Origin of the sequence: Leclercia adecarboxylata (genome assembly GCF_006874705.1) — a bacterium.
GTDB lineage: Bacteria > Pseudomonadota > Gammaproteobacteria > Enterobacterales > Enterobacteriaceae > Enterobacter > Enterobacter adecarboxylatus_C.
On record NZ_CP035382.1, the window covers coordinates 3,338,389 to 3,353,132 of the forward strand.

The window sequence follows — 14,744 nt, forward strand, 5'->3', positions numbered from 1 at the left end:
CAGAAGGATACGCTACGCTTTGTAAATCATCCTGCGGCAAGCGTTTTTACCTCTTCTGCGGAAGTCGCCACCATATACCGGGGAAGCCCCTATGACCCTTAGTCATGAAGATGATGTAAAAATGCTGCTGTCTGCGTTTGAACGACGCCTGGAACAACTATTGCCTGCGGGAGAGCAGGAGGGCCAGGTCTACGCGGCCATGCGCGAAGCAACGCTTGTCGCCGGCAAGCGCATGCGCCCTCTGTTGCTGCTGCTGGCGGCGACCGACATGGGCTACAAAGCTGAGCGGACAGGCCTTCTGGATCTGGCCTGCGCCATTGAAATGGTTCACGTGGCCTCCCTGATTCTGGATGACATGCCCTGCATGGACAATGCCATGCTCAGACGCGGGCGGCCGACGGTTCACTGTCAGTATGGCGAAAGCGTCGCGATACTGGCGGCAGTGGCGCTGCTGAGTCATGCATTTTGCGTCATCTCACGCGCGCCTTCGCTGACGCACGAGGCCAAAGCGCGGGCGATTGCTGAGCTTTCAGCATCGGTGGGGCATATGGGGCTGGTACAGGGGCAATTTCGCGATCTGAACGAGGCCCGGCAGAGCCGTAATGCGGATGAAATACAGCTGACCAATGAGTTGAAAACCAGCAGCCTGTTCAATGCCACCCTGCAACTGGCGGCCATAGCGGCCGAAGCTCCGCCTCAGGTCAGCGAACGTCTGCGCTTTTTCGCCCGCGATCTCGGTCAGGCTTTCCAGCTGATAGATGACCTGACGGACGGCTCACACGCCACCGGCAAAGATCCCCATCAGGATAAAGATAAATCGACGCTGGTCGCCGTGCTCGGGACAGAGAGCGTTTTCCTGCGCCTGCGTGAGCACGTGCGCAGCGCCGACCAGCATATTGCTACCGCCTGTCAGCCGGGAACTACCGCCCGGCACTATGTTCACGTCTGGTTTGAAAAACAGCTGACGCTTATCAGTCAGAGCCTGTCGTTATCCCTGTCGGAGTGTCAATGAGCAACCTGTCGCAACGTAAAAGCGATCATCTCGATATCGTACTGAACAGCACGCCCGGGGTAAAAAAGTGTACCAGCGGCTTTGAAAAATGGCGGTTCGGGCACTGTGCACTGCCTGAACTGCATCTTGATGATATTGATCTCTCGACCTCGCTGTTTGGCCGCGCCCTGAAGGCGCCGCTGCTGATCAGTTCTATGACCGGGGGTACCCGTCGGGCGAGCCAGATCAATCAACATCTTGCCCTCGCCGCGCAGGCCCTGGGGCTGGCGATGGGGGTTGGCTCCCAGCGCGTGGCGCTGGAGAGCGAGGCTAACTACGGCCTGACGCGTGAACTGCGCGCCTTTGCCCCGGACGTGGTGCTGATGGCCAACCTCGGTGCCGCGCAAATCGCGGGCCGGCAGGGCATCGACTATGCCAGACGCGCCGTAGAGGCCCTCGCGGCAGATGCGCTGATTATCCACCTCAACCCGCTTCAGGAGGCGCTGCAGCACGGCGGGGATCGCAACTGGTGCGGGGTTATCGACGCCATTCATCAGACCGTCGAGGCGCTGCATGTGCCGGTGGTGGTCAAAGAGGTGGGCAGCGGGCTTTCGGTACCGGTTGCCCGTCAGCTGGCCGCGGCGGGCGTGGCGATGCTGGATGTCGCCGGAGCCGGTGGTACCAGCTGGGCGGCGGTTGAGGGCGAACGCGCCGTCACCGCTCATGGCCGGGCGGTGGCGATGGCCTTTGCCGACTGGGGGATCCCGACCGCGACGGCATTACAGGATCTGCATCAGGCGCTGCCCGACATGCCGCTTGTGGCCTCGGGCGGGATCGCCAACGGCATCGAGGTGGCAAAAGCGATCCGCCTGGGCGCAAGCCTGGTGGGGCAGGCGGCCGGGGTGCTGCAAAGCGCGTTACTTTCCAGCGAGGCGGTCATTGACCATTTTCAGGTGATCATCGACCAGCTGCGCGTCGCCTGTTTCTGCACCGGGAGCGCCAACCTGGCCCAGCTGCGTCAGGCCACGCTGGTGGCGCAGACGTAATGGCGCACGAGTGGGACATCATCCTGGCGGGCGGTGGGCTGGCGAACGGGCTGATCGCGTTACGGTTGCGTCAACAGCGCCCCGGGCTGCGCGTGCTGCTTCTCGAGGCCGATAGCCAGCCGGGGGGGAATCACACCTGGTCGTTTCATGAAGGCGACATTACCCCCGGGCAGCACCGGTGGATTGCCCCCCTGGTGGCACATCGCTGGCAGGGATACGACGTGCGCTTTCCCGACCTGAACCGGACCCTTACCGGGGACTACCTCAGCATCACCTCCGCGCGTTTTGCCGCCGTGCTGGCCGACGCCTGTGGCGAGAGCCTGCAAACTGACGCCGCCGTCACCGCGCTCACTCCGCAGACGGTGACGCTCGCCGACGGCACCACGCTCCGGGCCCGCGCGGTGATCGATGGCCGGGGCTACACGCCGGACAGGCACCTCAACACCGGCAGCCAGTCATTTCTTGGCCAGGAGTGGCATCTCCGCCAGCCGCACGGCCTGACCCGGCCGATACTGATGGACGCCACGGTCAACCAACAGGGCGGGTATCGTTTTGTCTATACCCTGCCGCTTTCCGCCACCGAACTGCTGATCGAAGATACCCACTACATTGACGCCGCCCGGCTGCACCTCAGCGCCGCGCGGCAAAACATTGCTGACTACGCCCGCCAGCAGGGCTGGTGCCTGGACCGCCTGATCCGCGAAGAGCGGGGCCATCTGCCGATTATGCTGGCGGGTGATTTCCCTGCCTACTGGCAGGCGCGGGATAAGCAGCCGTGCAGCGGCCTGCGCGCCGGGCTGTTTCATGCCACCACCGGCTATTCGTTGCCTCACGCGGTGGCGCTGGCCGAGGCCATCGCCGGCACCGCGGATATCAGCGCGGCCACGATCTTTTCTGTGATTCATCGCTATGCCCTGCGCCAGTGGCAGGAGCAGCGTTTTTTCCGCACTCTCAACCGCATGCTGTTTCTGGCGGGGGATGCCGATAAACGCTGGCAGGTGATGCAACGTTTTTACTCTCTTAACGAAGGGCTGATTGCCCGCTTTTACGCCGGGCAACTGACCCTGGCCGATAAAGCGCGGATCCTGGCAGGTAAGCCCCCGGTTCCCGTCGGCGAAGCGATGCTCGCCATACTGAAACTCACTCCCCGGATGCGAGCGTTTCACCATGAATAAAACAGTCATTATTGGTGCCGGGTTTGGCGGATTAGCGCTGGCCATTCGGCTACAGGCCCAGGGCATTGCCACACTCCTGCTGGAGCAGCGGGATAAGCCCGGCGGGCGGGCGTACGTTTATCACGATCAAGGGTTCACCTTTGACGCCGGGCCGACGGTGATAACCGATCCCAGCGCCATCGAAGAGCTGTTCACCCTGGCCGGAAAACGGATGGCGGATTATGTCGATCTCCTGCCGGTCACTCCTTTCTATCGCCTGTGCTGGGAGACGGGCGAGGTCTTTGATTACGACAATGTGCAGGCCCGGCTGGAAGAACAGATAAGACGTTTTAACCCCCGTGACGTGGAGGGTTACCGCAAATTTCACGCCTACTCGCGGGCGGTGTTTAACGAGGGGTATCTCAAGCTCGGCACGGTGCCGTTCCTCTCTTTTCGCGATATGCTCCGCGCCGGGCCGCAGCTTGCCCGCTTGCAGGCCTGGCGCAGCGTCTACGGCATGGTTTCGCGCTTTATCGAGAATGAACAGCTGCGTCAGGCGTTCTCGTTTCATTCCCTGCTGGTGGGGGGCAACCCGTTTGCCACCTCGTCCATTTATACCCTGATCCACGCCCTCGAGCGTGAGTGGGGCGTCTGGTTTGCCCGCGGCGGCACCGGGGCGCTGGTGCAGGGGCTGGTGAAGCTTTATCAGGATCTCGGCGGGGAGTTGCAGCTGAATGCGGAGGTGACCCGGCTGGTGGCCGACGGCGATCGCATTCGCGCCGTGGAGCTGAAAGACGGCCAGACGATCCCGACCGCGGCGGTGGCCTCCAATGCCGACGTGGTGCATACCTATGAAAAGCTGCTGGGGCATCATCCGGCGGGGGCGGCGCGCGCGACATCGCTCAAGCGCAAACGCATGAGTAATTCCTTGTTTGTGCTCTATTTTGGCCTTAACAAGCAGCACGATCTTGCCCACCACACGGTGTGTTTCGGGCCGCGCTATAAAGAGCTGATCGACGATATCTTTAATAAAAACGCGCTGGCGGAGGATTTCTCCCTCTACCTGCACGCCCCCTGCGTCACCGATCCCTCCCTCGCGCCGCCGGGCTGCGGCAGTTATTACGTGTTAGCCCCGGTGCCCCACTTAGGCACCGCGGATCTCGACTGGGTTGTGGAAGGGCCGCGCCTGCGCGACAGGATTTTCGATTATCTTGAAGCCCACTACATGCCGGGTCTGCGCAGCCAGCTGGTGACCCACCGCATGTTCACTCCCTTCGATTTTCGCGACCAGCTTGGCGCTCATCTGGGCTCCGCCTTTTCGGTCGAACCGATCCTGCGCCAGAGCGCCTGGTTCCGGCCGCACAATCGCGACAGCCGGATCCCCAATCTTTACCTGGTCGGGGCGGGCACCCATCCGGGCGCCGGTATTCCCGGGGTGATCGGTTCGGCCAAAGCCACGGCAGGGCTGATGCTGGAGGCGCTTTCCCGATGAACACCACCCTGATGGATCACGCGACCGACACCATAGCCGTGGGCTCGAAAAGCTTTGCCACCGCTGCGAAACTCTTCGATCCGGCCACCCGGCGTAGCGTGCTGATGCTCTACGCCTGGTGCCGCTACTGCGATGACGTTATCGACGGCCAGGAGCTGGGATTTAACGCCAGTCCCGTGGACAGCGCCCAGGCAGAGGAGCGTCTGGAGATGCTCAAACGCCAGACCCTGCGCGCGTGGGAAGGTGGAGAGATGCGTGAGCCCGCCTTTGCCGCCTTTCAGGAGGTGGCGCTGGGCCACAACATCCCGCTCCAGCTGGCTTACGATCACCTTGACGGTTTTGCCATGGACGTACGCGAGACGCATTACGAGACTTTCGATGACACCCTGCAATACTGCTATCGCGTGGCGGGGGTGGTGGGGTTAATGATGGCGAGGGTGATGGGGGTACGCGATGAAGCCGTGCTCGATCGCGCCTGTGATTTAGGCCTCGCCTTTCAGTTGACCAATATCGCCAGGGATATTGTCGAGGATGCCCGGGTGGGCCGCTGTTATCTCCCGGCCCAGTGGCTGGCAGAGGCGGACATTCCCCCGGGGGCGATAGCACAGCCCAAAATGCGCGCGCCCCTCGCGGATATCGCCCGACGGCTGGTGGCAGAAGCCGAACCTTACTATGCCTCTGCCCGGGAAGGTCTGGCCGGGCTGCCGCTGCGATCCGCCTGGGCCATTGCCTCGGCGCACGGGGTGTATCGTGAGATTGGCGTGAAGGTCGGCGCGGCGGGGCCCCGGGCCTGGGATACACGGCAGGGGACCAGCGGTCTGGAGAAGTCGGGATTACTGCTAAAAGGGGCCTTGCTTTCGCTCACTTCTCGTTTTGCGACGCCGTCACCGCGCCCGCCTCAGCTCTGGCAGCGCCCGCGCTAGCCCCACGGCGGGCCTTGCGCTGGCGTAAGGTGGCCTGCAATTTTTCAATCGGCGGGGCATAGAGAAAACCAAAGGAGACGCAGTCCTCTTTGCCCCGTACCGCGTGGTGCAGACGGTGCGCCAGATAGAGGCGCTTGAGGTAACCCCGACGCGGGATATAGCGAAACGGCCAGCGCTGATGCACCAGCCCGTCATGCACCATAAAGTAGAGCGCGCCGTAGAGTGTCATCCCGGCCCCAATCCACTGTAGCGGCCATATCCCCCAGGACCCCAGCGCAATCAGCACAATCGCCAGCACGGCGAACACCACCGCGTACAGGTCGTTGACCTCAAACCAGCTGGTGCGCGGCTCGTGATGCGACTCATGCCATCCCCAACCCCAGCCGTGCATGATGTACTTGTGTGCAAGAGCGGCGATGAGTTCCATGGCGGCAACGGTTAAAAGCACGATCGCTGTGTTGTATAGCGCGAGCATTGGTACTCCTTGGGCTCGGGGGAAAATTTAGGTGACTTATTAAGCGTAACACTTAAATGGGGGATGGGTGGGGGGAGGGAGGCGTGATTTATTGCCGAAACGGCAGATAACAGGAAAATTAATGTAAACGGGGTAATGTAAACAATTTATTGAGTTAAATTCAATAAGTTAAGGTGGGAGAATGAGTGGCGATTTAAGGGGAAAGCAAACCTCTGTCGCCACGAATGTTTTAATAAATTGCTGTCATGATAGTGAATGTATTAAAAAACAACGACTCCTTTAACAGGAGCGCCTGCACCACGGATTTCGCCGCTTCCGTAAGAAACAACTTTTCCGTTTTCAAAGGTAACGTAGTAATCACCCTTATCCCATCCCCAACCAGATGCTAACCGATTGCTATATTGGATTTGTTCAGCATTACCTTTAACGGCATCACCATCAGGCGTTCCAAGTAAGTCAATCACTTGTTGTTTGGTCATACCTACCTGAACATTATGAATTTTTTCGCCAGTAGTACACCCTGCTAACACTGCTACGGTAAAGCCGATCATCATTAATCTTTTGAATTTCATTTCTCAGTCTCTCTGGATTGTGAGCAATGATTATTGATCGAACTAAATTGCGTGATATTGATCACGCTCTGAAGGCACGATGATTCTCTATTTTCTTAGGATAATACTCAAACATGAATATCCTTTACAGGGAGTCTCAGACGCTGCCGCTAGTGGTTCAGGAGGGAATGTACAACCGCTTGATTTGAAGGCAGCCTGAACGCCAGGCAACAAAAAACCCATCAACCTTGAACCAAAACGGCGGGGTTGATGGGCTCCACAAATTGGGGACATCAAAGAAAAGCAGTGGCAATAGTTATGACTGACGGATGACAGAAAAGTTCTGCGTATAGCGAAAATTTTTTCGCCATTGCGCAAATATCTCTCTTATCCCAGCCCCGGCCAGATGATGATGATCAAGGTCCCCGCAAGGGTTAACAGCACGTTAGCGATGGCGTAGGTACCGGCATAGCCCAGCGCCGGGATGTTGCTGCGGGCGGTATCACTGATAATTTCCATTGCAGGAGCACAGGTACGGGCGCCCATCATCGCGCCGAAAAGCATGGCGCGGTTCATGCGCAGCACGTAGGCGCCGAACAGGAAACAGATCACCACCGGCACCAGGCTGACGATTAACCCGGCCACCAGCATCTGCCAGCCCACTGCGCCCAGGCTGTGGCTGATACCGCTGCCCGCGCTCAGGCCGACGCCCGCCATAAATACCATCAGGCCAAACTCTTTCACCATGTTCAGCGCGCCCTGAGGGATATAGCCGAAGGTTGGATGGTTGGCACGCAGGAAGCCGAGCATGATCCCGGCAAACAGCAGGCCTGCGGCGTTGCCGATCCCGAAGCTAAAGTTGCTGAACTGGAAGGTGATCATCCCGATCATCAGGCCGACGATAAAGAAGGCGCAGAACGCCAGCAGATCGGTCACCTGGCTGTGAATGGAGATAAAGCCGATGCGGTCGGCGACGGTTTTCACGCGGCGCGTGTCGCCGCTCACCTGGAGCACATCACCCTTGTTCAGGACGATGTTGTCGTCGATAGGCATCTCAATCTGGCTGCGGATCACCCGGTTGAGGAAGCAACCGTGGTCGGTCAGCTTGAGCTGGGCCAGGCGGCGGCCCACGGCGTTGTGGTTCTTGACCACGATCTCTTCGGTGACGATGCGCATGTCGAGCAGGTCGCGGTCGAACACCTCTTTGCCGTTACGGAAGCTCGGATCGAGACGGGCGTGCGCATCCGGATAACCCACCAGCGCGATATCATCGCCCATCTGCAACACCGCGTCGCCGTCCGGGTTAGCCAGAATGCCGTTACGGCGAATACGTTCGATATAGCAGCCGGTCTGGCGATAAATGCCCAGCTCGCGCAGATTTTTACCGTCGGCCCAGGCCACCAGCTCCGGGCCGACGCGGTAGGCGCGGATCACCGGCAGATAGACTTTGCGTTTGGTGTCAGTGTCCAGACCGCGCTCGCGGGCGATCTGCTGGGCGCTGGTCTGCAGATCCTGATGCTGCAGTTTCGGCAGATAGCGTGCGCCGACAATCAAACTCACCAGACCAATCAGATAGGTCAGGGCATAGCCGAGGCTGAGGTGATCCAGCGCCAGCGACAGCTGGGCGTTATCCAGCCCGAGATGGCGCAGCGTATCCCCGGCACCCACCAGCACCGGCGTGGAGGTCATCGACCCGGCCAGCATGCCCGCCGTCAGGCCGATATCCCAGCCAAAAAGTTTGCCTAAACCCAATGCGATGAGCAGGGCGCTGCCGACCATCACCAGCGCCAGCATCAGGTAATTTTTGCCGTCGCGGAAGAAAATAGAAAAAAAGTTGGGCCCGGCTTCGACGCCGACACAAAAAATAAACAGCATAAAGCCCAGGTTCAGGGCATCGGTGTTAATACTGAAATGCTGCTGGCCTAATAATAACGAAACGACTAAAACGCCAATAGAATTACCGAGTTGGATCGACCCGAGACGTAATTTACCCAGGCAAAGACCCAGAGCCAGTACCACAAATAATAACAGGATGTAATTCCCGTTTAACAATTCTGCGACGTTTATGTTCACGGAGGATAACTTTTCGTTTACCAGTAAGTGGTTGAAGGGGTGGGATATTTAGGCTACTGTTTTGCACTGTAAGAGAAGGAGTAACGCTCCCGATCGCGCATTATAATATATCCCACAAAGTAATATCAAACTATTAGTTAATTTTTAACAAATATCACCCTTTGATAGCGATGACGTAATGGCGTGCTGATTTTGGCAAGGAATGCCGGGTGACTCAACTAATTGGCGTCCACAGGGCGAAAAAAGTATTTGTCCGCACTGGCAGGGGGATAGAGTGAATATTAAACGTAACTGGTTTGGCGTGGCTTGCTGCTTTTTACTGTTCACCGCGGTGTGTGTCTGTCTGACGTTCAGGGTGAGGGGGGCGTTTATGTCCGCAGGCTACCCTGGACTGGGATTACTCTTCTTCACCTTGCCGGGTATCGCTGCCAGCTTCTTCTCCCGTGGCGGAGAGGTGATCAGGCCGCTGATTGGGGCGATACTTGCCGCGCCGGTCTGTCTGGTGGTGATGCGGATGATGTTTATCCCGTCACGCACGATGGTGCAGGAGCTGGCCTGGCTGCTGAGTGGCGTTTTCTGGTGTGCGTTAGGTGCGCTGTTCTTTCTGTTTGTGCGCCGGGCGCTGAAGAACCGCCGCGAGAGAATAAAAACGCCCTCAGAGTGAGGGCGTGAAAGGCTTACTGGGCAGCAAACAGCCCCAGGTGCTCTTTGGCGTAGGCTTCAAAATCGGTAAAGCCGCCAATGTGGGTCTGGTCGAGGAAAATCTGCGGAACGGTTTCAACCGGCTTACCGACGGTTTTTTCCAGATCGGCCTTGGTGATGCCTTCGGCGTGAATGTCCACGTAGCGGTAGTTAAAATCTTCACGCTCAGCGGTCAGTTTTTCTGCCAGATCTTTTGCGCGCACACAGTAAGGGCAACCCGGACGTCCAAAAATCACTGCAAACATGTTCTCTCTCCTGAAACTAAGCCAGACGGCGAATAACGCTATATTGCCGATAACTATCGGTAATGGAAAGCAGGTTCTGCCTGTTACATTGATATCTTCAGGCTATGTTTGGCCAATTACAGCCTCCTTTTCTTTGCCTATACTGGCGAAATGTCAGTAACGCCCGTAAAGAGAGACAAGATGACGCCAGTAATTGATCTGCTACGTTCCCACCGCTCCATCCGCCATTTTACTCAGGAACCCATCAGCGACGCGCAGCGCGAGGCCATTATTGCCGGTGCGCAAGGCACGTCCAGCTCCAGCTTCCTGCAGTGCAGCTCCATTATCCGCATCACCGACCCCGCGATGCGCGAACAGCTGGTGACCCTCACCGGCGGACAACAGCATGTCGCCCAGGCAGCGGAGTTCTGGGTCTTCTGCGCCGACTTTAACCGCCATCTGCAAATCTGCCCTGAAGCGCAGCTTGGCCTGGCAGAGCAGCTGCTGCTCGGGGTGGTGGATACCGCGATGCTGGCGCAAAACGCCATGACGGCGGCGGAGTCGCTGGGGCTGGGTGGCGTCTACATCGGCGGCATCCGCAACAGCATTGAAGCAGTGACCGAACTGCTGCAGCTGCCGAAGCACGTTCTGCCGCTGTTTGGCCTGTGCCTCGGCTGGCCGGCGGATAACCCGGACGTCAAGCCGCGCCTGCCTGCGGCGATGGTGGTGCATGAAAACCACTATCAGCCGGTCGATCAAGAGGTGCTGGCGCAGTACGACGAAGAGCTGGCGAATTACTACCTCAGCCGCGCGACCAATAATCGTCGTGATACCTGGAGCGACCATATCAGGCGCACCATCATCAAGGAAAACCGTCCGTTTATTCTCGACTATTTGCATAAACAGGGCTGGGCGACGCGATAAGTCCATTCATCCTGCGCCTGCCTGCGTGTATGATACGCAGGCTTTTACCGGATTATGTCTGAGAGGTGCAGGGTGAAAATTGCCATATTGTCCCGGGATGGAACGCTCTTTTCCTGTAAACGCCTGCGTGAAGCGGCGGAGCAGCGCGGCCATCAGGTAGAAATCCTCGACCCGCTGTCCTGCTATATGAATATCAGCCCGGCGGCCTCCTCCATTCACTATAAAGGGCGTCAGCTGCCGCACTTTGACGCGGTTATCCCGCGCATTGGCTCGGCAATCACCTTCTATGGCACCGCCGCCCTGCGCCAGTTTGAGCTGCTCGGCAGTTATCCGCTGAATGAATCCGTGGCCATTACCCGGGCGCGCGACAAACTCCGCTCTTTGCAGCTGCTGGCCCGTCAGGGGATCGACCTGCCCATCACCGGCATTGCCCACTCGCCCGACGACACCAGCGATCTGATCGAGATGGTGGGCGGTGCGCCGCTGGTGGTCAAGCTGGTGGAGGGCACCCAGGGGATTGGCGTGGTGCTGGCCGAAACCCGTCAGGCAGCAGAGAGCGTGATCGATGCCTTTCGCGGCCTGAACGCGCACATTCTGGTGCAGGAGTACATTCAGGAGGCGAAAGGGCGGGACATTCGCTGTCTGGTGGTGGGCGATGAAGTGGTTGCGGCCATCGAACGTCAGGCCAAAGAGGGCGATTTTCGCTCCAACCTGCACCGGGGGGGCGTTGCCCGGATGGTGGAGATCACCGCGCGCGAGCGGGAGATCGCACTGCTTGCCGCCCAGACGCTGGGGCTCGATATTGCCGGGGTCGATATCTTACGTGCCGATCGCGGGCCGCTGGTGATGGAGGTTAACGCCTCACCGGGGCTGGAGGGCATTGAGAAAACCACCGGGATTGATATCGCCGGGAAGATGATCGGCTGGATAGAGCGCCAGGCCACGCCGGAGTTTTGTCTGAAAACGGGCGGATAACTGACCTGCCACGCACTGTTATTTTTTAAGAGGTTCCACCGTTATGGATTCACTCGTAGTACCGACACTTGATACCTTGCGCCACTGGCTCGACAACATGGGCGTTAGCTTTTTTGAATGCGACACCTGCCAGGCGCTGCACCTGCCGCACATGCATAACTTTGACGGCGTGTTTGATGCCAAGCTCGATCTGATTAACGACGTCATTCTTTTTTCCGCGCTGGCGGAGGTCAAACCCTCGGCATTGCTGGCCTTAGCATCGGATTTATCCGCCATCAATGCCAGTTCTTTGACGGTGAAGGCATTTCTCGATATACAGGATGATAATCTGCCAAAACTGGTGGTTTGCCAGTCTTTCAATGCAGCCGTCGGGCTGACTTTCCCGCAGTTCGCGGCCTTCATTCAGCAGAGCGAAGAGCAGATCTCCATGGTGATGCTTGAAGCCAGCGCCCATCATCTGTTGTACAACGCCGAAGAGGGCGCTGAGCAACCTGAAACGTCGGGCAATTTTCTGCACTAAAGCTGTCTGACTTTTAGGCAGTCGCTGTCGTGGCGGCTGCATAACACCCTCTTTTCTGCTGGATTTAACCTTTCTTTAAAGAATTATTCACCGCCATCCCGCCAATTCGGCTTATCACATAGACATTTACTGCATAAAAAATTGTTAAAAGGCGTTTTTTAATCTGAGCTATAGCTACGGAGACAAGCTACAGTTTATTCTTGCGATGCTGTTAAATGCGAGCAGATACTGCCACCTGAGTAACATCTTCTGCTGCAGGCAGAGTGATAAATTATGCACGTTTCTTGCATAGGCTAAGAGTGTTCATTTTTAGCGCGTTTGTTAACGCGCTTTCAGAAGGATTACCGCTATGATCGCTTTAAATAAAAAATGGTTATCGGGTCTGGTTGCAGGTGCTCTGATGGCTGTCTCTGCCGGCACGCTTGCTGCGGAACAAAAAACGCTGCATATCTATAACTGGTCTGATTATATTGCCCCGGATACCGTGGCGAATTTCGAAAAAGAGACCGGCATTAAAGTCGTCTACGACGTCTTCGATTCCAACGAAGTGCTGGAAGGCAAACTGATGGCGGGCAGCACCGGTTTCGACCTGGTCGTGCCGTCAGCCAGCTTCCTTGAGCGTCAGCTCTCTGCCGGCGTGTTCCAGCCGCTGGATAAAAGCAAACTGCCGGGCTGGAAAAACCTCGACCCCGAGCTGCTGAAGCTCATCGCCAAACACGATCCGGACAACAAGTACGCCATGCCGTACATGTGGGCGACCACCGGCATCGGCTATAACGTCGAAAAAGTGAAACAGGTGCTGGGTGCCGATGCTCCGGTGAACAGCTGGGATCTGGTGCTGAAGCCAGAGAACCTCGAGAAACTGAAAAGCTGCGGTGTCTCCTTCCTCGATGCTCCGGAAGAGGTGTTTGCCACCGTCCTGAACTACCTCGGCAAAGATCCAAACAGCACCAAAGCGGATGACTACACCGGCCCGGCCACAGACCTGCTGCTGAAGCTGCGTCCTAACATCCGTTACTTCCACTCGTCCCAGTACATTAACGATCTGGCGAACGGCGATATCTGCGTGGCTATCGGCTGGGCAGGTGACGTCTGGCAGGCGGCTAACCGCGCCAAAGAGGCAAAAAATGGCGTGAATATCGCTTATTCGATCCCGAAAGAGGGGGCGATGGCCTTCTTCGACGTCTTCGCGATGCCTGCTGATGCAAAAAACAAAGACGAAGCCTATCAGTTCCTGAACTATCTGCTGCGTCCGGACGTTATTGCCCACATCTCTGACCACGTCTTCTACGCCAACGGTAACAAAGAGGCCACCTCACTGGTCAGCGCCGAAGTACGTGACAACCCGGGTATCTACCCGCCGGCAGACGTGCGCGCCAAGATGTTCACCCTGAGCGTCCAGGAGCCGAAAATCGACCGCGTCCGTACCCGTGCGTGGACGAAAGTGAAAAGCGGTAAATAACCGCTCCTCGTAGGCCGGGCAAGCGTAGCGCCCCCGGCAACAGGCGCACCGTTCTGGTGCGCCTGCACCAGTTTGATTGATGCCGGAGAGCACCCCGTGAACGACGCGATCCCCCGCCCGCAGGCGAAAACCCGTAAAGCGCTGACCCCGCTGCTGGAAATCCGTAACCTGACCAAATCTTTTGATGGTCAGAATGCCGTGGATGATGTCAGCCTGACTATCTACAAAGGCGAAATTTTTGCCCTGCTGGGTGCATCTGGCTGCGGGAAATCGACGTTGCTGCGCATGCTGGCCGGGTTCGAACAGCCCAGCGCCGGGCAGATTATGCTCGACGGCGTTGACCTCTCGCAGGTACCGCCGTATCAGCGTCCCATCAATATGATGTTCCAGTCTTATGCGCTGTTCCCGCACATGACCGTGGAGCAGAACATCGCCTTTGGCCTGAAGCAGGACAAAATGCCGAAAGCCGAGATCGCCGCCCGCGTGGCCGAAATGCTGAGCCTGGTGCATATGCAGGAGTTTGCGAAGCGTAAGCCGCACCAGCTCTCGGGCGGGCAGCGTCAGCGCGTGGCCCTGGCCCGAAGCCTGGCGAAACGGCCAAAACTGCTGCTGCTGGATGAGCCGATGGGGGCGCTGGATAAAAAACTGCGCGACCGCATGCAGCTGGAAGTGGTGGATATTCTGGAGCGCGTCGGCGCGACCTGCGTGATGGTGACTCACGACCAGGAAGAGGCGATGACCATGGCCGGACGCATTGCGATCATGAACCGCGGCAAGTTCGTGCAGATTGGCGAGCCGGAAGAGATCTACGAGCACCCGACCACCCGCTACAGCGCCGAATTTATCGGCTCCATGAACGTCTTCGAAGGGCTGCTGAAAACGCGTGAAGAGGACGGGCTGGTGATCGACTCGCCGGGCCTTATCCACCCGCTGAAGGTCGCCGCCGACAACTCGGTGGTGGACAACGTGCCGGTGTACGTAGCGCTGCGCCCGGAGAAAATCACACTCTGCGACGCGCCGCCTGCCGATGGCTATAACTTTGCGGTGGGGGAGGTGGTGCATATTGCCTATCTGGGCGATCTCTCCATCTATCATGTCCGTCTGAAGAGCGGACAGATGATCAGCGCCCAGCTGCAGAACACTTACCGCTACCGTAAAGGGCTGCCGACCTGGGGCGACGAAGTGCGTCTTTGCTGGGAAGCGGACAGCTGCGTTGTGCTGACGGTATAAGG

The 14,744-nt window shown here is 58.1% G+C and carries 15 protein-coding genes; 11 read left to right on the forward strand and 4 right to left on the reverse strand.

Translation table 11 applies throughout. From position 1 onward, the window contains the following. The first annotated feature begins 91 nt into the window (after positions 1 to 91). From ES815_RS16870 to crtB, 5 genes are read left to right on the forward strand one after another with little or no spacing between them, the layout of a single operon-like run. Positions 92 to 1,012 carry a polyprenyl synthetase family protein gene (locus tag ES815_RS16870; protein ID WP_142488840.1) on the forward strand — a complete coding sequence of 307 codons (921 nt, stop codon included), beginning with the start codon at positions 92 to 94 and terminating at the stop codon, positions 1,010 to 1,012. After that, complete coding sequence (fni, locus tag ES815_RS16875) at positions 1,009 to 2,037, forward strand: type 2 isopentenyl-diphosphate Delta-isomerase (protein WP_142488841.1); 1,029 nt, start codon at positions 1,009 to 1,011, stop codon at positions 2,035 to 2,037. Before ES815_RS16870 ends, fni begins: the two co-directional genes overlap by 4 nt. After that, positions 2,037 to 3,212: a lycopene beta-cyclase CrtY gene (crtY, locus tag ES815_RS16880; protein ID WP_142488842.1), complete on the forward strand. Its 1,176-nt coding sequence runs from the start codon at positions 2,037 to 2,039 to the stop codon at positions 3,210 to 3,212. Before fni ends, crtY begins: the two co-directional genes overlap by 1 nt. Further along, positions 3,205 to 4,683, forward strand: coding sequence for a phytoene desaturase (locus ES815_RS16885; protein ID WP_142488843.1), 1,479 nt, complete (start codon positions 3,205 to 3,207; stop codon positions 4,681 to 4,683). The genes crtY and ES815_RS16885 overlap by 8 nt, the downstream gene beginning before the upstream one ends. Continuing rightward, positions 4,680 to 5,606 carry a 15-cis-phytoene synthase CrtB gene (gene crtB, locus ES815_RS16890; protein WP_142488844.1) on the forward strand — a complete coding sequence of 309 codons (927 nt, stop codon included), beginning with the start codon at positions 4,680 to 4,682 and terminating at the stop codon, positions 5,604 to 5,606. The genes ES815_RS16885 and crtB overlap by 4 nt, the downstream gene beginning before the upstream one ends. Here crtB and ES815_RS16895 read toward each other — a convergent pair. From ES815_RS16895 to ES815_RS16905, 3 genes are all read right to left on the reverse strand, one after another. After that, positions 5,545 to 6,081 carry a sterol desaturase family protein gene (locus ES815_RS16895; protein ID WP_142488845.1) on the reverse strand — a complete coding sequence of 179 codons (537 nt, stop codon included), beginning with the start codon at positions 6,079 to 6,081 and terminating at the stop codon, positions 5,545 to 5,547. The two genes, crtB and ES815_RS16895, sit on opposite strands and share 62 nt — an antisense overlap. Positions 6,082 to 6,341: 260 nt before the next feature. Continuing rightward, entirely contained in the window at positions 6,342 to 6,653 is a 312-nt protein-coding gene (gene bamE / locus ES815_RS16900; protein WP_142488846.1) for an outer membrane protein assembly factor BamE, read from the reverse strand. 366 nt (positions 6,654 to 7,019) lie between these two features. After that, positions 7,020 to 8,705, reverse strand: coding sequence for an aspartate:alanine antiporter (locus ES815_RS16905; protein ID WP_142488847.1), 1,686 nt, complete (start codon positions 8,703 to 8,705; stop codon positions 7,020 to 7,022). A gap of 274 nt (positions 8,706 to 8,979) precedes the next feature. Between ES815_RS16905 and ES815_RS16910 the strand changes: the two genes are divergently transcribed. Next, positions 8,980 to 9,369 carry an inner membrane protein YbjM gene (locus ES815_RS16910; RefSeq protein WP_142488848.1) on the forward strand — a complete coding sequence of 130 codons (390 nt, stop codon included), beginning with the start codon at positions 8,980 to 8,982 and terminating at the stop codon, positions 9,367 to 9,369. A 13-nt stretch (positions 9,370 to 9,382) separates the two neighbouring features. Here the strand turns inward: ES815_RS16910 and ES815_RS16915 are convergent, their stop codons facing one another. Next, positions 9,383 to 9,652, reverse strand: coding sequence for a GrxA family glutaredoxin (locus tag ES815_RS16915; RefSeq protein WP_142488849.1), 270 nt, complete (start codon positions 9,650 to 9,652; stop codon positions 9,383 to 9,385). A 180-nt stretch (positions 9,653 to 9,832) separates the two neighbouring features. Here ES815_RS16915 and nfsA point away from each other — a divergent pair, with 180 nt between their 5' ends. The 5 genes from nfsA (at position 9,833) to potG (ending at position 14,742) form a co-directional block, all read left to right on the forward strand. Then, positions 9,833 to 10,555, forward strand: coding sequence for an oxygen-insensitive NADPH nitroreductase (nfsA, locus tag ES815_RS16920; RefSeq protein WP_142488850.1), 723 nt, complete (start codon positions 9,833 to 9,835; stop codon positions 10,553 to 10,555). A 72-nt stretch (positions 10,556 to 10,627) separates the two neighbouring features. Then, positions 10,628 to 11,530 (forward strand): 30S ribosomal protein S6--L-glutamate ligase, encoded by a 903-nt coding sequence (gene rimK / locus ES815_RS16925; RefSeq protein WP_142488851.1) that lies wholly within the window; start codon positions 10,628 to 10,630, stop codon positions 11,528 to 11,530. Between the two features lie 43 nt (positions 11,531 to 11,573). Continuing rightward, on the forward strand, positions 11,574 to 12,050 hold the full coding sequence (locus ES815_RS16930; protein WP_142488852.1) for a YbjN domain-containing protein: 477 nt from the start codon (positions 11,574 to 11,576) through the stop codon (positions 12,048 to 12,050). Between the two features lie 349 nt (positions 12,051 to 12,399). Next, on the forward strand, positions 12,400 to 13,512 hold the full coding sequence (potF, locus tag ES815_RS16935; protein ID WP_142488853.1) for a spermidine/putrescine ABC transporter substrate-binding protein PotF: 1,113 nt from the start codon (positions 12,400 to 12,402) through the stop codon (positions 13,510 to 13,512). 96 nt (positions 13,513 to 13,608) lie between these two features. Beyond that, positions 13,609 to 14,742: a putrescine ABC transporter ATP-binding subunit PotG gene (gene potG / locus ES815_RS16940; protein WP_142488854.1), complete on the forward strand. Its 1,134-nt coding sequence runs from the start codon at positions 13,609 to 13,611 to the stop codon at positions 14,740 to 14,742. Positions 14,743 to 14,744: the final 2 nt, after the last annotated feature.